Below are 18,089 nucleotides of genomic sequence, written 5' to 3'. Positions count from 1 at the left end.
GATGCGATTGCTCCATGCGATCGCTCGACGGAAAGTAGCTTACTCGTAAGCTACTTTGCGTCAAGCAACTTTCTTGCGCCCGACTGAACGCCCTCGGATACTGGGCCGCATGACAGCCGCGAAGACTCCCCCGGCCTCGACGCCGACCCCGACGCCCGCCGAGCCGCCGTCCGACGCCCCCTCGGACGCGGTGGACGCGATCACCGCTCAGTGGGCGGCGGTCCGCCCGGACCTCGAAACGGTGCCGATGGCGGTGTACGGCCGGATCTACCGGATCGCGCGCGCGATGGGCGAGCGGATTGACAAGGAGTACGCGAAGTTCGGCATCGGGCGGGGCGAGTTCGACGTCATCGCCACGCTGCGGCGCTCGGGCGAGCCGTACACGCTGTCGCCGCGACAGCTCTCGGCGACGCTGATGCTGACGACGGGGGGCATGACGGGGCGCCTCGACAAGCTGGAGAAGGCGGGGCTGCTGCGCCGCAGCCCCGACCCGACGGACCGCCGGGGCCTGCGGGTGACCCTCACGGAGAAGGGCCTGGCCCTGGTGGAGGAGTCGGTGACGGCCGGACTGGCCGTCCAGACCGAGCTTCTGAATTCGGCGCTGGACGAGGACGAGGCAGCTCAACTGTCGTCGCTGCTGCGGAAGTTGCTGGCGGCACACTGAGGGATCGGGGTGGCTGCCCGCGCCCCCGACAGGGATCGTCCTTGACCCTCACGTGGCGTCAGGCTGCATAGTCGGCGCCGTGGAGAAGCACCTGACCGTGGGACGCGTGGCCGAGTTGGCAGGCGTGAGCGTCCGCACGCTGCATCACTATGACGAGATCGGGCTCGTACGGCCGTCGGCGCGAACCGCGGCCGGGTACCGCGCCTACTCGGCGGGCGACGTGGAGCGACTGCGCGAGGTCCTGGCCTACCGGCGCCTGGGCTTCGGGCTGCGGGAGGTCGCGGACCTGGTCGACGACCCGTCCACCGACGCGGTCGCGCACCTCGGCCGGCTGCGCGGCCTGCTCCTTGAACGACGCGATCACGCCGACGCCATGGTGGCGGCCATCGACAGGGAACTCGCGGCACGAGCGAGGGGGCTGAAGGTGACACCGGAGGAACAACTGGAGATGCTCGGAGCACGGCTGTACGACGCGATCGGCGGCGCCTACACCGCGACACGGCGCACCGAGCCTCGCATCGCCGCGCAGATCTCGGACGCGCTCGGGGACGCGCGCACGGTGCTGAACGTCGGGGCCGGCACCGGCTCCTACGAGCCCTGTGACCGGCACGTGACCGCAGTGGAGCCGTCGGCGGTCATGCGGGCGCAGCGGCCTGCCGGGGCGGCGCCGTGCGTGGCCGCCGCCGCGGAGAGCCTGCCGTTCGAGGACCGGACCTTCGACGTCGCGATGGCCGTCTCCACCGTTCACCACTGGCGGGACCCGATGGCGGGGCTGCGCGAGATGCGGCGCGTGGCCCGCCGCGTCGTGGTGCTCACGTTCGACACCGACGAGCCCGGATGGCCGGACCGGTTCTGGCTGACCCGTGACTACCTGCCCGAGTTCGCCTCCCTCCTCGCGGACTTCCCCTCGCTGGCCGCGATGGCCGATGCGATCGGCGCCCGCGCCGAGCCGGTGCCCGTCCCGTGGGACTGCGCCGACGGCCTGTTCGAGGCGTACTGGCGCCGCCCGGCGGCCTATCTGGAGGATCACGTGCGCCGCGCGATGTCGGTATGGACGAGGGTCGGCCCGGAGGCCGAACAGCGGGCGGTACGAAGCCTCGGCGACGACCTCGCCTCCGGCCGCTGGGCCGAGCGCAACAGCGCCCTCACCGACTTGGCGGCGGCAGACCTCGGCCTCCGCCTGCTCGTGGCTTGAGCCGCGCCCCGGGACGGCCCGCCGGTCAGGTCCGGCGCCGAGGAGCCGGCGGACCTCAGCCCATATCCAGCCCGTCATGGGGCCTGGCCCGCACCCCCCCCCGGGTGAACGGCAAACACCCGCCCTCTCGCTCAGCCCTCGCAGGGGGCAGAACGGGCGGGCAGGTGGGAAAATCCGGCCGGCAGACCGGGCTACGCCTTCTTCGGCGCCTTCCGGGACTTGTCGAGCACCATCACCAGTCCGGCGATGATCGCGAACAGCGCGATCGGCGCGACCACGAACAGACCGATCGTGTCGATCACGCTCAGGCCGGGCCCCGGGTCGTCGCCGTCGTCGCGCGTGAGCGCAAGCGCGGGGGACGACATGAGCAGCATCATCAGCGTCGTACCGGCTGCTACGGCGCCGGCGCGCAGGGCGTTCTTCTTGTCCACGGTGCAAACGTAGCGAACGCCTAAGCGGGCCGCGCGCCCGGGGGTGCTGTACGGGGAAAGACCCGCATCAGCGCGTGCAGCCGCGGCGAGGCCACGATCGCCTCCAGGGCCATCGGCTGCCCGTCCGGGCCCGCCACCGGGAGGCGCCAGTTCGGGTACTCGTCCCACGTGCCCGGCAGGTTCTGCGGTCTGCGGTCACCCACCGCGTCCGGCAGCCACACGCCCACCATCCGGGCCGGGGTGCGCAGCAGGAAGCCGTAGATCGCGCGGATCTCCGCCTCCTCGTCGCCGGGGGCGTCCGGCAGCAGGCCCAGGCGTTCGAGGTAGCCGAGCCACTCGGACACCTCCGCGCGGGCCGCGTGCTGCTCCTGGGCGAGCGGGGTCGCGAGGAGGCCGAGGCGGTGGCGGAGCTGGACGTGTTCGCCGGTGAGGCGGGCCGCCGTGGACGGCAGGTCGTGGGTGGTGGCGGTGGCCACGCAGGCCGGCCGCCAGTCCTCCGGGGCCAGCGGCAGCCCCGTACCCGTCCAGTCGCGCTCGAACCACAGGACCGAGGTGCCGAGGACGCCCCGCTCGGCCAGCGCCTCGCGTACGCCCGGCTCCACCGTGCCCAGGTCCTCCCCTATGACGACCGCGCCCGCGCGGTGCGCCTCCAGGGCGAGGACGGCGAGCATCGCCTCCGCGTCGTAGTGGACGTACGTGCCGTCCGTCGGCGGATGCCCCTCGGGCACCCACCAGAGGCGGAACAGACCCATCACGTGGTCGATGCGCAGGGCGCCCGCGTGGCGGAGGAGGCCCTGGAGCAGGCCGCGGTACGGGGCGTAACCGCTGGCGGCGAGGACGTCGGGGCGCCAGGGCGGCAGGCCCCAGTCCTGGCCGCGCGCATTGAAGGCGTCCGGGGGCGCGCCGATGGACATGCCGGGTGCGAAGGCGTCCTGCTGGGCCCAGGCGTCGGCGCCCTCGGGGTGTGCGCCGACCGCGAGGTCGTGGACGAGGCCGACCGGCATGCCGGCCTCGCGGGCGGCGCGCTGGGCCGCGGCGAGCTGGGTGTCGGTCAGCCAGGCGAGCCAGGTGTGGAAGTCGACGCGGTCGATGAGCTCGCGGCGGGCGCGGGCGGTCGCGGCGGATCTCGGGTCGCGCAGCCCCTCGGGCCAGCGCCGCCAGTGCGGCCCGTACCGCTCGGCGAGCGCGCACCAGGTGGCGTGGTCCTCCAGGGCCTGGCCCTGCCCGGCGAGGAAGTCGCAGTACGCGGCCCGGCGCCCGGGCCCGAGCGGCACCCGGTGCAGGATGGTGAGGGCCTCGCGCTTGAGCTCCCACACGGCGTCCCGGTCGATCAACTCCCCCTTGGCGAGGACCTGTTGGCGCAGGGCGGAGGCGCGGACGGCCAGCTCGTCGAGTCCGGCGCGCTCGGTGGCGTACGCGTACTCGGGGATGTCCTCGATGCGCAGGTGTACGGGGTCGGGGAAGCGGCGCGAGGAGGGACGGTAGGGGGACGGGTCGGTCGGGGCGCCGGGCACGGCCGCGTGCAGCGGGTTGACCTGCACGAATCCGGAGCCGACCGTGCGGCCCGACCAGCTCGCGAGCTCCGCGAGGTCACCGAGGTCGCCCATGCCCCAGGAGCGGCTGGAGAGCAGCGAGTAGAGCTGGACGAGGAAGCCGTGGGTCCGGGACGGGGGCTGCGGCACGCCCTCCGGCGCGACGATCAGCGTCGCGGACGCCGTACGGCCGTCCCGGTGGCGCACGTCCAACTGGTGCACGCCCAGCGGGAGTTGACCGACCGGGGTGCCGATCACCGTCAGCCCGTCCGGCAGGCCCGGCACCGGTCCGTCGCCCCAGCGCACCAGCGTCGGGGGCAGCAGGCGGTCCGCCTCGGCGGCTTCGGCGGCGGCCAGGGCCCGGCGCAGCGCGGCCGGGGTCGACGCGTCCACGCCGAGTGCGGCGAGGACGGCGACCACCGTGGCGTCCGGCACGTCGACGGTGACGCCCGCCGACGGGGAGTACGACGTGGCCACGCCGTGCCGGGCGGCGAGCCGGGCCAGGGTCATGGCCTCAGAATCCCTCGGCGGCGGCCACCGGCGTGGGCTCGCTGGTCAGCGGGGCGGTCTCGGCCATCGGGGGTTCACTGATCAGGGGCTCGGCGTCGGCCATGGGCGGCTCGCTGGTCAGCGGCTGCTCGGGGGCGGTGGCGACCACGGGGGCCTCCGGATTCGATGGGGGGCAGGGACAGAGGTGCCCTACCCCCTGGGCGGCCCGCCAGACGTATCGCCGCTCACAAGCTCGTACCGCGTGCATCGCACCAGGCATATCAGACAGATCGGCCACGCGCATTGACACCCTCGGCAGACGGGTGGTGGGCTCGTGGCTCACGCAGTGCCAGGTGAGGAGTGGCCCGTGCAGCTCGGTCGCGGCAAGAGGGCGACGACGCTTGCGATCGCCGTGATAGGCGGCCTGATCGGTGCCGCACCCGGCGCCCTCGCCACCCCGGCCGGACCCGCCCTCACCGCTTCCGATCCGGCCCTGGACGCGGGCCCGCTGCCCGAGGTGTGGCCTCGGCCGCAGTCCCTGAAGCCCGCCGGGTCGCCGGTCGGTCTCGGCGGCGAGGCGGTGCTCCTCGCGGACCCGGGCGCCGATCCGTACGCCGTGCAGGCCGTGGCGGATCTCCTGAAGGCGGCCGGGGTGCGCACCCTGCACCGTCAACTGCCGGGCGGCGGACCGGTGTTCAGGCTCGGCGGGCCCGGTGCCGATGACGCGCTGCGGGCGCTGCGGGTGCCCGCGCGGGGTGACCTGCCGGCCGGCGGCTACCGGATCGGGGTCGGCCGGGTTGCCGGGCGGGACACGGTGGCGCTCGACGGGGTGGGCGACGACGGCCTCTTCCACGCCGCGCAGACGCTGCGCCAGCTGCTCGGCAAGGACAGGCACGGGGACGGGCGCATCCCGGGTCTCGCGCTGCGCGACTGGCCGGGCACGGCCGTGCGCGGCACCGCCGAGGGCTTCTACGGCCAGTCCTGGAGCCTCGAACAGCGCCTGGACCAGCTGGATTTCATGGGCCGCACCAAGCAGAACCGTTACCTGTACGCGCCGGGCGACGACCCTTACCGCCAGGCCCAGTGGCGCGACCCGTACCCCGCCGGGCAGCGCGACGCCTTCCGGGCGCTGGCCGGCCGGGCGGCCCGCAACCATGTGACGCTGGCGTGGGCGGTGACGCCCGGACAGGAGCTGTGCCTGTCCTCGGACGCCGATGTCGCCGGGCTGAACCGCAAGTTCGACGCGATGTGGGCGCTCGGGGTGCGGGCGTTCCAGCTGCAGTTCCAGGACGTCTCGTACAGCGAGTGGCACTGCGGCGCGGATGCGGAAACGTTCGGCTCGGGGCCCGAGGCCGCGGCCGGGGCGCATGCCCGGGTCGCGAACGCCGTCGCCGCGCATCTGGCCGCGGCCCACCCCGGGTCCGAGCCGCTGTCGCTGATGCCGACCGAGTACTACCAGGACGGTGCGACGCGATACCGCGGGGCGCTGGCGGCCTCGCTCGCTCCGGGCGTGCAGGTCGCCTGGACCGGGGTCGGGGTCGTGCCGCGCACCATCAGCGGCTCCCAACTCGCGGACACCCGGGCCGTGTTGGGCCATCAGCTCGTCACGATGGACAACTACCCGGTCAACGACTACGCGCCGGGCCGGATCTTCCTCGGTCCGTACACCGGCCGCGAGCCGGGCGTCGCGGCGGGCTCGGCGGCGCTGCTCGCCAACGCGATGGCGCAGCCCGCCGCGTCCCGCATCCCGCTGTTCACGGCCGCCGACTTCGCGTGGAACCCGCAGGGCTACCAGCCGCAGGAGTCCTGGCGGGCCGCCGTCGCGGACCTGGCGGGCGGCGATCTGGAGGCCCGCGAGGCGCTCACGGCCCTCGCGGGCAACGACTCCTCGTCGGTGCTCGGGGGCCCCGAGTCGGCGTATCTGCGCCCGCTCATGGACGCCTTCTGGAGTGCGCGTACGGGCCCGGACGCGGCGGCGCGCGATCGTGCGGCCAAGGCGCTGCGGGCCGCGTTCACGGTGATGCGGCAGGCCCCGCAGCGCCTCGCGAATGCCGCGGTGGGCGGTGAACTGGGGCCCTGGATCGACCAGTTGGCACGCTACGGGCAGGCCGGTGAGCTGGCCGTCGATCTGCTCCAGGCCCAGTCGGCGGGGGACGGCGCGGCGGCCTGGCGGGCCTCGCTGGCCCTGGCGCCGGTGCGCGAGACGGCCGCTCGGGCTCCGGTCACCGTCGGCAACGGCGTGCTCGGCGCGTTCCTGGACCGGGCGGTGCGGGAGGCCGACGCGTGGACGGGCGCGGACCATCCGGCGGCGAACGTCACCGAGGCGCCGGACACCTACACGGTCGGGCTCGGCGGCGGCCGCCCGGTCCAGGCGCTGACCGTGATGACGAAGCCGGGCACCACGGGCGAGGTCCAGGCGCACATCCCGGGCGACGAGTGGCGCACCCTGGGCCCCCTCGATGCCTCCGGGTGGACGCAGATCGCGGCGAACGGCGTACGGGCCGACGCGGTGCGGGTGGCCGGCGGCTCGTCGGGGGTGGATCGCCTGGTGCCCTGGTACGCGGACCGGCCGCGGGCCCATCTGGCCCTGGACCACGCCGCGACGGACGCCGAGATCGGCGGGGCGGCGCGGCGCGTCACGGCCTCGGTGGCGGCGATGGGGCCCGAGGACGTGCGGGGCGCGCTGACCGCGAAGCCGCCGCGGGGCATCGCGGTGCGGCTCCCTGGGGACACGACGGTGGCCCGCGGCACGAGCGCCGGCGTCCCGGTCGAGGTGAGCGTCGCGAAGGGCACACCCGCGGGCGAGTACGAGGTGCCGCTGTCCTTCGCGGGCCAGGAGACCACCCTGACCGTGCGGGCCTACCCGCGCACCGGCGGCCCCGACCTGATCGCGGGCTCGAAGGCGGCCTCGTCCGGGGACGCGGACCCGTCCTTCCCGGCCCGCGCGGCGGCCGACGGCGACCCGGCGACCCGCTGGACCTCGCTCCCCGACGACGCCGCCTGGTGGCAGGCCGAGCTCGCCGCTCCCGCCCGGGTCGGCCTGGTGGTGCTCCAGTGGCAGGGCGCCGGTGCCGCGCGCTACGAGGTGCAGGTGTCGTCGGACGGGCGTAGCTGGCGTACGGCAGCGGCCGTAGGCGCCGGGAAGGGCGGGCGTGAGGCCGTCCACCTGGACGCGAAGGACGCCCGCTTCATCCGGGTCCAGGGGATGCGGCGGGCGTCGTCGTCCGGCTATTCGCTGTGGTCGGCCGAGGCATACGCCGTGACGGAGACTCCGTAGCCCGTTGAGGAGACTCCCGTAGCCCCTCGATACGACAGGGCCCGGATCGCGTCAGGCGGAAATGCCGTCGATCCGGGCCAGGGCGTCGTCCGCGCCGAAGGGTTGGAGGTAGGGCAGCCAGCGCGGGTCGCGGTGCCCCGTGCCGATGATCCGCCAGGCGAGGCCGGTGGGCGGGGCGGGCTGGTGGCGAAGGCGCCAGCCGAGCTCCATGAGGTGGCGGTCCGCCTTGACGTGGTTGCAGCGCCGGCACGCGGCGACCACGTTCTCCCAGGCGTGCTGGCCGCCGCGGCTGCGCGGGATGACGTGGTCGACGCTGGTTGCGACGCCACCGCAGTACATACAGCGGCCGCCGTCCCGGGCGAACAGGGCACGGCGGGTCAGCGGAACGGGCCCCCGGTAGGGGACCCGTACGAATCTCTTGAGCCGGACGACGCTGGGCGCCGCGACGGCACGGGTCGCGCTATGCATGAAGGCGCCGGACTCCTCAAGGCTGACGGCCTTGTTTTCGAGGACGAGGACGAGCGCGCGGCGAAGCGGTACGACGCCGAGGGGCTCGTACGACGCATTGAGGACCAGGACATGCGGCACGGGTGCCTCCTATTACGCCGGCGGCGCGTGGCTCGCGCCGGGACGATCTGCTCTCCAGTCTCTCCTCATGGCTGGTCGAAGCGCCACCACGTCCAGGTAACGGGCTCGAAGTGTTTTCGACCACACTCCCTACTTTCCCAGGCGCAGCGCCCTTCTCCCTCGAACACGTCAACGGAGCACAGCTCTTGCCCCGTTAGTGTGGTGGGTCTGCCACCGCCTTTGTGGCACCGCAACGCTGGAGGTTCCTGCCGTGAACTGGTCCGCCGTCCTGGCCGACGGATCGCCGCCGCCCACACCCGCGACGCTCCAAGACGCCCAGAAGTCGGCCACGGAGGCCGCGGGCTGGGTGGAGCAGAACTGGTCGACCTGGCTGTACGTCGGATTCCGCATCCTCCTGATCATCGTCATCGCGTCGGTCCTGAGAGTCCTTGTCCGCCGGGCGCTGACCAAGCTCATAGAACGGATGAACCGCAGCGCCCAGGCGGTGGAGGGCACCGCGCTCGGCGGCCTGCTCGTGAACGCCGAGCGGCGCCGCCAGCGCTCGGAGGCCATCGGCTCGGTGCTGCGCTCGGTGGCGTCGTTCCTGATCCTGGGCACGGCCGCCCTGATGGTGCTCGGCGTCCTGAACATCGACCTGGCCCCGCTGCTCGCCTCGGCGGGTGTGGCGGGCGTGGCGATCGGTTTCGGCGCCCGCAACCTGGTCACGGACTTCCTGTCCGGCGTGTTCATGATCCTGGAGGACCAGTACGGCGTCGGCGACTCCATCGACGCGGGCGTTGCCTCCGGCGAGGTGATCGAGGTCGGCCTGCGCGTGACGAAGCTGCGCGGTGCGGACGGCGAGATCTGGTACGTCCGCAACGGCGAGATCAAGCGCATCGGCAACCTGTCCCAGGGCTGGGCGACGGCCGGGGTGGACGTCCGGGTCCGCGCGAGTGAGGACCTGGAGCGGCTGCGTGCGGTGATCGACGAGGCGGCCGAGTCCATGGCGAAGGAAGAGCCGTGGAACGAGCGTCTGTGGGGCCCGGTGGAGATCCTCGGCCTCGACGAGGTGCTCCTGGACTCGATGGTGGTCCGTGTCTCGGCGAAGACCATGCCGGGCAAGGCGCTGAGCGTGGAGCGGGAGCTGCGCTGGCGGATCAAGGTGGCCCTGGACGCGGCGGGCATCCGCATCGTGGGCGGCCTGCCGCTCGCGGAGGAGCCGACGGCATCGGACCCCTCGGCCGCAGTGGCCGCCCCCTCGGCCCTGTCCAACCCGACGTCCCCGCAGTCGCTGGCGACTACGCCGATTCCGAACCCGAATCTGGCGAAGTAAGCGAGAACCCCCCGAGGGGCGCCCCGCCGGACACCGCTCCGCAGGGCGCCCCTCGGGCGTCCGCAGGTAACGCTTCGGCAGTCGCCAAGGCCCAGGCCATTGACGGGCCACCCGCCCGCGCCCTACGTTTCCCCCATCAAATAGGAAACTTTCCTAACAGTGACATAGGGAAGCAGCGCCCGAAGGGCAGGGGGATCTGTCGTGGCCGGTAGTACTACCCCGGGGACTCCGCGCGTACTCCGCGCCATGAACGACCGGGCCGCTCTCGACCTGCTTCTGGAGCACGGGCCGCTCTCGCGGACCCGGATCGGCAAGCTCACCGGGCTCTCCAAGCCGACCGCCTCGCAGCTGCTCGCCCGGCTCCAGGCCGCCGGGCTCGTCATCGCCACCGGGACGACCGCGGGCCGCCCGGGGCCCAACGCCCAGCTGTACTCCGTCAACGCGACTTCCGCCTACGTAGCGGGACTTGACGTCACCCCGGAGCGGATTCGCGCCGCCGTCGCCGATGTGGCGGGCAGCGTCGTCGGGGAGTTCGAGGTCGCCACCCCCGGGCGGCGCGCCGAGTCCGTGGTGCGGCAGGTGACCGACGCCCTGGACGGGGCGGTCAAGGCGGCCGGGCTCGCGCGGGCCGATGTGCACCGGGTCGTCATCGGCACCCCGGGCGCCTTCGACCCCGGCACCGGCCGGCTGCGCTACGCCTCCCACCTGCCGGGCTGGCACTCCCCCACGCTGCTCGACGAGCTGGCCGCGGCCCTGCCGATGCCCGTCGAGTACGAGAACGACGTGAACCTCGCCGCGATCGCCGAGCAGCGCCTGGGCGCGGCCCGCGGCCACGACGACTTCGTGCTCCTGTGGAACGAGGGCGGGCTCGGTGCCGCACTCGTCATCGGCGGCCGGCTGCACCGCGGGTTCACCGGCGGCGCGGGCGAGGTCGGCTTCCTGCCGGTGCCGGGCGCTCCCCTCGTACGCCATGTCACCAAGGCGAACTCGGGCGGCTTCCAGGAGCTGGCCGGCGGGCAGGCGCTGCCCCGGCTCGCCCGGGAGCTCGGGGTCGGCAACATCCCCGGCGGGTCCGTCAACGAGGTGGCCGCCGCCTTGATCGTCCGGGGTGCGCAGGCCGGGCAGGGGCCCGAGCGAGAGCTTCTCCGCGCCTTCGCCACCGGGCTCGCGACCGGGCTCGCCTCCATGGTCGCCGTGCTCGACCCCGAGCTCGTCGTGCTGTCCGGCGCCCTGATCGCCGCCGGGGGCGAGCCGCTGCGCGAGCTCGTCCAGACCGAACTCGGCGAGCTGGCCGCCTCCCGGCCCCGGCTCGTCATCGGCGAGGTGGACCGACTCCCCGTACTGCGGGGCGCGTTGGAGGCCGCTCTCGCCACCACGCGCGACGAAGTCTTCGACACCACACGCTGAACCGCCCTTCCCCCCTCACCCCCTCAGCCCTCTTCGGGAGACACCGCCATGCCCAGAATCCGCCGGAAGTCGGCCGCCGCCCTGGCCGCGACCGCCTCCATAGCCCTGTTCGCCTCCGCCTGTACGGGCCAGAGCAACTCCAGCGCGAGCGACGACGCGTCCAAGGACACGACGATCACCTTCTGGCACGGCTGGAGCGCCCCCAACGAGGTCAAGGCCATCCAGGCCGACGTGGACGCCTTCCAGGCGGCGCACCCCAACATCCACGTCAAGGTCGTCGGCAACATCAACGACGACAAGATCAACCAGGCGCTGCGCGCGGGCGGCTCCAGCGCCCCGGACGTGGTGTCGTCCTTCACCACGAACAACGTCGGCAAGTTCTGCTCGTCCAACGCCTTCGTCGACCTCGCCCCGTTCCTGAAGAAGGACGGCATCGACCCGGCGAAGACGTTCCCCAAGACCATGAACGAGTACACCCAGTTCCAGGGCAGGCGCTGCGCCCTGCCGCTGCTCGGCGACTCCTACGCGCTCTACTACAACAAGGACGCCTTCAAGGCGGCCGGGATCACCGACCCGCCGAAGACCTGGTCACAGTTCGCGGCGGACGCCAAGAAGCTGACGAAGCCCAAGGGCGACTCGTACGAGCAGCTCGGCTTCATGCCGAACTACCACGCCTACGAGACGACGACCGAGCACTACCTCGCGCAGTGGTCGCCGACGTACTTCGACGCGAGCGGCAAGTCGAACATCGCCAAGGACCCGGCCTTCGAGAAGGGCCTCGCCTTCCAGAAGCAGCTCGTCGACGACCTGGGCGGCTTCACCAGGCTGGAGAAGTACCGCTCGTCGTTCGGCGAGGAGTACGGCGACACGAACCCGTTCAACACCGGCCAGCTCGCGATGTCGATGGACGGCGAGTGGCGGCTCGGCATGGCGATGGACAGCAAGCCCAAGTTCGAGATCGGCGTTGCCCCGCTGCCCGTCCCCGACGACCAGGCGGGCACGTGGGGCAAGGGCTATCTGACCGGCACCATCGCGGGCATCGCAGCGACCTCGAAGAAGCAGAACGCGGCCTGGGAACTGGTCAAGTTCATGACCACCAGCACCGACGCGGTGGTCAACTTCGCCAACGCCATCCACAACGTGCCGTCCACCTTCGACGCCCTCAAGTCACCCAAGCTCCAGGCCGACCCGCGCTTCAAGACGTTCCTGGACATCGCGCAGAACCCGAACTCCACCACCAGCCCGGCCTCCGTCAACGGCGGCCAGTACCTGGTGTCGCTGCAGAACCTCGGCTACGACATCGAGAGCGGCAAGCAGGGCGACATCAAGGCGGGGCTCGCCAGGACCGCCCAGGAGATCGACGCCGCGATCGCGCAGGCGAAGTAGCCCTGCCATGAGCACGACGTACACACTGCGCGCCAAGCACCGCCGGTCGATGCTGCGGACCCTGGCGTTCCTGTCGCCCTGGCTGATCGGCTTCAGCGTCTTCTTCGCCTACCCGCTGATCTCCACGGTCTATTTCTCCTTCACCCACTACGACGGCTTCGGCGCGGCCACCTTCAACGGCCTCAAGAACTGGTCGTACGTCTTCAGCGACTACCCGCTGTTCTGGCCGGCACTGCGCAACACGCTGTGGCTGGTGATCGTGATGGTCGCCTGCCGGGTGGTGTTCGGGCTCGGCGTGGGCCTGCTCATCACCAAGATCAAGACGGGTGCGGGCGTCTTCCGCACCCTGTTCTACCTGCCCTACCTCGCCCCGCCGGTCGCGGCCACCCTGGGCTTCGTCTTCCTGCTCAACCCCGGTACCGGGCCGGTCAATTCGCTCCTCGGCGATCTGGGCATCCCGGCCCCGAACTGGTTCACCGACCCGTCCTGGTCCAAGCCCGCGCTCACCCTGCTCGCGGTGTGGGGCGTCGGCGACCTGATGGTCATCTTCATGGCCGCGCTGCTCGACGTGCCGAAGGAGCAGTACGAGGCCGCCGAGCTGGACGGGGCCTCGGCCTGGCAGCGGTTCCGCTATGTCACCCTGCCGAACATCTCGCCCATCGTGATGTTCGCCGTGGTCACCGGGATCATCCAGGCGATGCAGAGCTACACCCAGCCACTGGTGGCGGGCAAAGTCGCCTCCGGCATCATCGGCAACTCGGGCCAGCAGTTCGAGCCCGGCTACCCCGACAAGTCGACGCTGACGCTGCCCCAGCTCGTCTACAACCTGGGTTTCCAACGCTTCGACTACGGCTCCGCGTGCGTGGTCGCCCTCGTCCTGTTCGCCCTCTCCATGGTCTTCACGGCGCTGCTCATGAAGCGCCGCGGCGGACTCATCCAGGCTGGTGAGTGACATGACGTACGCCCTCGACGCAACCGAGGCCAAAGCCACCACCCCGGCGGCCGGGGTGGCCCGCCGCAAGGCCCTGCTCCAGTGGATCGCCGTGCACTCGCTCGGGGTGGCGGCCGCGCTGTTCTTCGTGCTGCCCTTCGTCTTCCTGCTGCTGACCTCGCTGATGGACAACCAGCAGACCCTCACCCGGGACCTGGTACCGCACCACTGGGCGTGGTCCAACTACCGCAAGGTGTGGGACACCCCGGGCTTTCTGACCTGGTGGAAGAACACCCTGCTCTACGCCGGACTCGGCACCGTGCTCAGCGTGGTCTCGTCGGTGCCGGTGGCCTACGCGCTGGCCAAGTTCCGCTTCCGCGGCCGCAATCTGTCGCTGATGCTGGTCATCTCGATGATGATGCTGCCGCCCCAGGTGATCATCATCCCGATGTATCTGTTCTGGGCGAAGCAGCTGGACCTGTCCGGCACGCTGTGGCCGCTGATCATCCCGCTGGCGTTCGGCGACGCGTTCACCATCTTCCTGCTGCGCCAGTTCCTGATGACCATCCCGAACGAGTACCTGGACGCCGCGAAGGTCGACGGGTGCGGGGAGCTGCGCACCCTCGTCAAGGTGGTGCTTCCGATGGCGCGCCCCGGCATCGCCGCCGTCGCGCTCTTCCAGTTCTTCTACGCCTGGAACGACTACTTCGGACCGCAGATCTACGCGTCCGACACGCCGGGCTCCTGGACGCTGAGCTACGGCCTGGAGTCCTTCAAGGGCGCGCACCATACCGACTGGAACCTGACCATGGCCGCGACCGTACTGGTCATGGCCCCCGTGATCCTCGTCTTCTTCTTCGCACAGAAGGCCTTCGTCGAGGGCGTCACGCTGACCGGAGTGAAAGGCTGAGTGAGAGCTGACATGAAGCTGGCTGTAGTGGGCGGGGGGTCCACCTACACCCCCGAACTGATCGACGGCTTCGCCCGGTTGCGGGACACCCTGCCGATCAGTGAGCTCGTCCTGATCGACCCGGCGGCCGACCGCCTGGACCTGGTGGGCGGGCTCGCCCGGCGCATCTTCGCCAAGCAGGGTCACCCGGGGGAGATCGTCACCACCTCGGACCTGGACGCGGGCGTCGAGGGCGCGGACGCGGTGCTGCTCCAACTGCGCGTCGGCGGCCAGGCCGCCCGCCAGCAGGACGAGACCTGGCCGCTCGAATGCGGCTGTGTCGGCCAGGAGACCACGGGCGCGGGCGGCCTCGCCAAGGCGCTGCGGACCGTGCCGGTCGTCCTCGACATCGCCGAGCGCGTCCGCCGTACGAACCCGGACGCCTGGATCATCGACTTCACCAACCCGGTGGGCATCGTGACCCGCGCCCTGCTCCAGGCCGGGCACAAGGCGGTCGGGCTGTGCAACGTGGCCATCGGCCTCCAGCGCAAGTTCGCGGCCCTGCTCCAGGTGACGCCCGCCGAGGTCCACCTGGACCACGTCGGCCTCAACCATCTGACGTGGGAGCTCGGGGTGCGGCTCGGCGGGCCCCAGGGCGGCAACGTCCTGCCGAAGCTGCTCGCCGAGCACGGCGACACCATCGCCGACGACCTGCGCCTGCCGCGCCAGGTACTCGACCGGCTCGGCGTCGTCCCCTCGTACTACCTGCGGTACTTCTACGCGCACGACGAGGTGGTGCGCGAGCTCGGCACCAAGCCGTCGCGGGCCGCCGAAGTGGCCGCCATGGAACGGGAGTTGCTCGCGATGTACGGCGACCCGGCGCTCGACGAGAAGCCCGAGCTGCTCGCCAAGCGCGGCGGCGCCTTCTACTCGGAGGCAGCCGTCGACCTCGCGGCATCCCTGCTCGGCAACGGCGGAAGCCCCGTCCAGGTCGTCAACACGTACAACAACGGAACGCTGCCCTTCCTCGCCGACGACGCCGTCATCGAGGTGCCGGCCCGGGTGGACGGCACGGGCGCGGTCCCGCTGCCGGTGCCCGAACTCGACCCGCTGTACGCCGGGTTGATCGCACACGTCACCGCGTACGAGGACCTCGCCCTGGAGGCCGCCCTGCGCGGCGGGCGCGACCGGGTGTTCCGGGCGCTGCTCGCGCACCCTCTGGTCGGGCAGTACGCATACGCCGACGGGCTCACCGACCGGCTGATCGAGCACAACCGGGAGCACCTCGCGTGGGCATGAGTGTGCTGGCGATCGACGCCGGCAACAGCAAGACCGATGTGGCACTGATCGGTGCGGACGGAACGGTGCTCGGCAGCGCCAGGGGCGGCGGGTTCCGGCCGCCGTCGGTGGGCGTCGAGGTGGCCCTGCACATGCTGGCCACCACGGTGGAGGAGGCCTACCTCTCCTCGCACCGGGCCGAACCGCTGCGGGTCGAGCACGTCTCGGCGTGCCTGGCCAACGCCGATCTGCCCGTCGAGGAAAGGGAGTTGGCGGCTGCCATCGAAGCCCGCGGCTGGGGGGACTCCGTGCGGGTGCACAACGACACCTTCGCGATCCTGCGCGCCGGGCTGCCCCCCGGCGCCGAGCCGCGCGGGGTCGCGGTGGTGTGCGGCGCGGGCATCAACTGCGTCGGCATGACCCCGGACGGGCGCACCGCCCGCTTCCCCGCGATCGGGAAGATCTCCGGCGACTGGGGCGGGGGCGGCGGGCTCGCCGAGGAGGCGCTGTTCTTCGCGGCGCGCGCCGAGGACGGCCGCGGCGGCCCGACCGCGCTCGCGGCGGCCCTGCCCGACCACTTCGGGCTCTCCTCCATGCACGAGCTGATCGAGGCGCTGCACCTGGAGAAGATCCCGGCCGTGCGCAGGCACGAGCTGAGCCCGGTCCTGTTCGAGGTCGCGGCGGCCGGGGACCCGGTGGCGCGCTCCCTCGTCGAGCGGCAGGCCGAGGAGATCGTGGCCCTCGCCACGGTCGCCCTGGACCGGCTCGGCCTCCTGGAGGTGGAGACGCCGGTGCTGCTCGGCGGGAGCGTGCTCGCGGCCCGGCATCCCCAACTGGACGACGGGGTAAGGGAGTTGCTGGCTGTCCTGGCCCCCAAGGCGGTGCCCCGGGTGGTGACCACGTCGCCCGTGCTCGGCGCGGGACTTCTGGGCCTGGACCACATCTCCGCGCCCGACGGGGTCTACGCGCGGCTGCGCGCCCAGTACGTGCGGTAGCGATCCGGGCGGGTCCCTGTGGAACCGAACGGATCGCCGACGCGTATACATGGTGGGGACGTGGGGCAGGGGGCCAAGGGGTGCCGGACACCCCCCAGGGGCGCGGTACGACAGGTAACAAGATCCAGACAACCCTGGATGGTTGTCGGTCCCTGCGGCCATACTGCCTAGGCAGCGACCGAGGGGGAGGTCAGGTGGCGAATCCGCCGAACGTGCGCGAACCGGGGACGCGGGAGTCCGCGGCCCGGGTCGCGGCGCAGCGACCCGGCACACACCGGAGCTGGGCCGAGACCCGGGAGAGGCTGCGCGCCGCCGCGACGACCGAGCCCGGCCGCCTGTGGATCATCGGTACGGTCGTGGCGCTCCTCGTCGTCGCCTTCGGCGGCGTGACCGCCTGGGAGATCTCGGACCGCTCGGCCGCGGCGAGCGACGTGGTCAACCGCAGCCAGCCGCTGAGCGCGGATGCCGCGTCCATCTACCGCTCCCTCGCCGACGCCGACACGGCCGCCGCGAGCGGGTTCCTCGCGGGCGGCCAGGAGCCCCTGGACGTACGCAAGCGGTACGACACGGACATCGCGACCGCCTCCCGCCTGCTGGTCAAGGCGGCAGCGAACACGACGGGTTCGGCCGAGTCGACCCAGCAGATAGCCACCCTGAACGAGCAGCTCCCGCTCTACAACGGCCTCGTCGAGCAGGCGCGGGCCAACAACCGGCAGGGCTTCCCGGTCGGCGGCGCCTATCTGCGCTTCGCCAACCAGAAGATGAGCACCAGCCTGCTGCCCGCCGCGCAGAAGCTGTACGAGGCCGAGACGGGCCGGCTCTACGACGACTACGACCAGGCCGACACCTGGCCGTACGCGGCGACCGCGCTCGGCCTGGTGGCGCTCGGCGGGCTCGTATGGGTGCAGCGCCGCAACTTCCTGCGGACGAACCGGGTGTTCAACCACGGCCTGCTCGCCGCGACCGCCGCCTCCACGGTGGTGCTGCTCTGGCTGGTGGTGGGGCACGCGGTGGCCTCCTCCGACCTGTCGACCTCGCGCGCGCACGGCCAGGAGTCCCTGAAGGTCCTCAACGACGCCCGGATCAGCTCGCTCCAGGCCCGCGCCAACGAGAACCTGACGCTGGTGGCCCGGGGCGCGGTACTCAAGGACGGCAAGGACGTGTACGAGACGTCGTTCACGAAGGAGATGACGTCGCTCTCCGACCAGCTCGGCGCGGCGGTGAAGCTCGCGGACGACAGTGCGGGCAAGGTCCCGGTGCAGAAGGCCAAGGACGACATGACCGCCTGGCAGGGACGCCACACGGCGGCCCGCAGGACCGACGACAGCGGCGACTACGACGGCGCGCTGACGCAGGTCATCGGCGCGAAGGGCTCCACCGGGGAGTGCTTCGACCAGGTGGACCAGGCGCTGGACTCGGCGATCGCCCACGAGCAGCACGAGTTCACCACGGCCGCCTCCGACGGACGCGGCGCCCTGACCGGTCTCCCGCTGGGCGCGGCCGTCCTCGCGGTGCTCGCCGCGGCGGGCGCCGGCGTCGGCATCAGCCGCCGGCTCGCGGAGTACAGGTGAGCGGCATGGACAGCGGCAACGGACGCACCACCGGCGGCGGATCGGCGAGAGGGGTCGAGATGAGCGGCGCGAACGGCTCGGTGGATCCGGCACACCCGGCCGCCCCCGGCCCCGGCCTGCCCGGCCGGGCCCTGCGCACGCGGC

The 18,089-nt window shown here is 72.3% G+C and carries 15 protein-coding genes; 11 read left to right on the top strand and 4 right to left on the bottom strand.

Going from position 1 to position 18,089, the window contains the following annotated elements:
• The first annotated feature begins 109 nt into the window (after nucleotides 1-109).
• Both ACSHXC_RS25375 and ACSHXC_RS25370 read left to right on the top strand, forming a co-directional pair.
• Nucleotides 110-664 (top strand): MarR family winged helix-turn-helix transcriptional regulator, encoded by a 555-nt coding sequence (locus ACSHXC_RS25375; RefSeq protein ID WP_438293794.1) that lies wholly within the window; start codon nucleotides 110-112, stop codon nucleotides 662-664.
• Nucleotides 665-761: 97 nt separating this feature from the next.
• Nucleotides 762-1,859, top strand: a complete 1,098-nt coding sequence (locus ACSHXC_RS25370; RefSeq protein ID WP_438296818.1) for a MerR family transcriptional regulator — start codon at nucleotides 762-764, stop codon at nucleotides 1,857-1,859.
• Nucleotides 1,860-2,050: 191 nt separating this feature from the next.
• Here ACSHXC_RS25370 and ACSHXC_RS25365 read toward each other — a convergent pair whose 3' ends face one another.
• The 3 genes from ACSHXC_RS25365 to ACSHXC_RS25355 are packed head-to-tail and all read right to left on the bottom strand — an operon-like array spanning nucleotide 2,051 to nucleotide 4,480.
• A complete protein-coding gene (locus ACSHXC_RS25365) occupies nucleotides 2,051-2,290 on the bottom strand; it encodes a hypothetical protein (RefSeq protein ID WP_078966529.1) in 240 nt (79 codons plus the stop codon).
• A 20-nt stretch (nucleotides 2,291-2,310) separates the two neighbouring features.
• Nucleotides 2,311-4,332 carry a 4-alpha-glucanotransferase gene (malQ, locus tag ACSHXC_RS25360; protein ID WP_438293793.1) on the bottom strand — a complete coding sequence of 674 codons (2,022 nt, stop codon included), beginning with the start codon at nucleotides 4,330-4,332 and terminating at the stop codon, nucleotides 2,311-2,313.
• A 4-nt stretch (nucleotides 4,333-4,336) separates the two neighbouring features.
• On the bottom strand, nucleotides 4,337-4,480 hold the full coding sequence (locus ACSHXC_RS25355; RefSeq protein ID WP_438293792.1) for a hypothetical protein: 144 nt from the start codon (nucleotides 4,478-4,480) through the stop codon (nucleotides 4,337-4,339).
• A gap of 198 nt (nucleotides 4,481-4,678) precedes the next feature.
• On the opposite strand from ACSHXC_RS25355, the gene ACSHXC_RS25350 reads away from it, so the two are divergent.
• Nucleotides 4,679-7,588 (top strand): beta-N-acetylglucosaminidase domain-containing protein, encoded by a 2,910-nt coding sequence (locus ACSHXC_RS25350; protein WP_438293791.1) that lies wholly within the window; start codon nucleotides 4,679-4,681, stop codon nucleotides 7,586-7,588.
• 51 nt (nucleotides 7,589-7,639) lie between these two features.
• Here ACSHXC_RS25350 and ACSHXC_RS25345 read toward each other — a convergent pair whose 3' ends face one another.
• Complete coding sequence (locus ACSHXC_RS25345) at nucleotides 7,640-8,176, bottom strand: HNH endonuclease (protein WP_053727372.1); 537 nt, start codon at nucleotides 8,174-8,176, stop codon at nucleotides 7,640-7,642.
• A 250-nt stretch (nucleotides 8,177-8,426) separates the two neighbouring features.
• Here ACSHXC_RS25345 and ACSHXC_RS25340 point away from each other — a divergent pair, with 250 nt between their 5' ends.
• From ACSHXC_RS25340 to ACSHXC_RS25305, 8 genes are all read left to right on the top strand, one after another.
• Complete coding sequence (locus ACSHXC_RS25340) at nucleotides 8,427-9,488, top strand: mechanosensitive ion channel family protein (protein ID WP_438293790.1); 1,062 nt, start codon at nucleotides 8,427-8,429, stop codon at nucleotides 9,486-9,488.
• Nucleotides 9,489-9,689: 201 nt separating this feature from the next.
• A complete protein-coding gene (locus ACSHXC_RS25335; RefSeq protein WP_438293789.1) occupies nucleotides 9,690-10,895 on the top strand; it encodes an ROK family transcriptional regulator in 1,206 nt (401 codons plus the stop codon).
• Nucleotides 10,896-10,943: 48 nt separating this feature from the next.
• Nucleotides 10,944-12,281, top strand: a complete 1,338-nt coding sequence (locus ACSHXC_RS25330) for an ABC transporter substrate-binding protein (protein ID WP_438293788.1) — start codon at nucleotides 10,944-10,946, stop codon at nucleotides 12,279-12,281.
• Nucleotides 12,282-12,288: 7 nt separating this feature from the next.
• The gene (locus ACSHXC_RS25325) at nucleotides 12,289-13,233 is read left to right on the top strand and encodes a carbohydrate ABC transporter permease (protein WP_438293787.1); all 945 of its coding nucleotides are present in this window, start codon (nucleotides 12,289-12,291) and stop codon (nucleotides 13,231-13,233) included.
• A 1-nt stretch (nucleotide 13,234) separates the two neighbouring features.
• Nucleotides 13,235-14,122, top strand: a complete 888-nt coding sequence (locus ACSHXC_RS25320) for a carbohydrate ABC transporter permease (RefSeq protein WP_438293786.1) — start codon at nucleotides 13,235-13,237, stop codon at nucleotides 14,120-14,122.
• 12 nt (nucleotides 14,123-14,134) lie between these two features.
• Nucleotides 14,135-15,400, top strand: coding sequence for a 6-phospho-beta-glucosidase (locus ACSHXC_RS25315; RefSeq protein ID WP_438293785.1), 1,266 nt, complete (start codon nucleotides 14,135-14,137; stop codon nucleotides 15,398-15,400).
• The gene (locus tag ACSHXC_RS25310) at nucleotides 15,397-16,374 is read left to right on the top strand and encodes an N-acetylglucosamine kinase (protein ID WP_438293784.1); all 978 of its coding nucleotides are present in this window, start codon (nucleotides 15,397-15,399) and stop codon (nucleotides 16,372-16,374) included. The genes ACSHXC_RS25315 and ACSHXC_RS25310 overlap by 4 nt, the downstream gene beginning before the upstream one ends.
• A gap of 194 nt (nucleotides 16,375-16,568) precedes the next feature.
• Entirely contained in the window at nucleotides 16,569-17,945 is a 1,377-nt protein-coding gene (locus ACSHXC_RS25305; RefSeq protein ID WP_438293783.1) for a hypothetical protein, read from the top strand.
• Nucleotides 17,946-18,089 lie beyond the last annotated feature (144 nt).

Origin of the sequence: Streptomyces sp. HUAS TT7, from assembly GCF_051550175.1 — a bacterium.
GTDB lineage: Bacteria > Actinomycetota > Actinomycetes > Streptomycetales > Streptomycetaceae > Streptomyces.
Note: the sequence above shows the minus strand (reverse complement) of the source record. Positions and strands in the feature narration are given on the sequence as shown.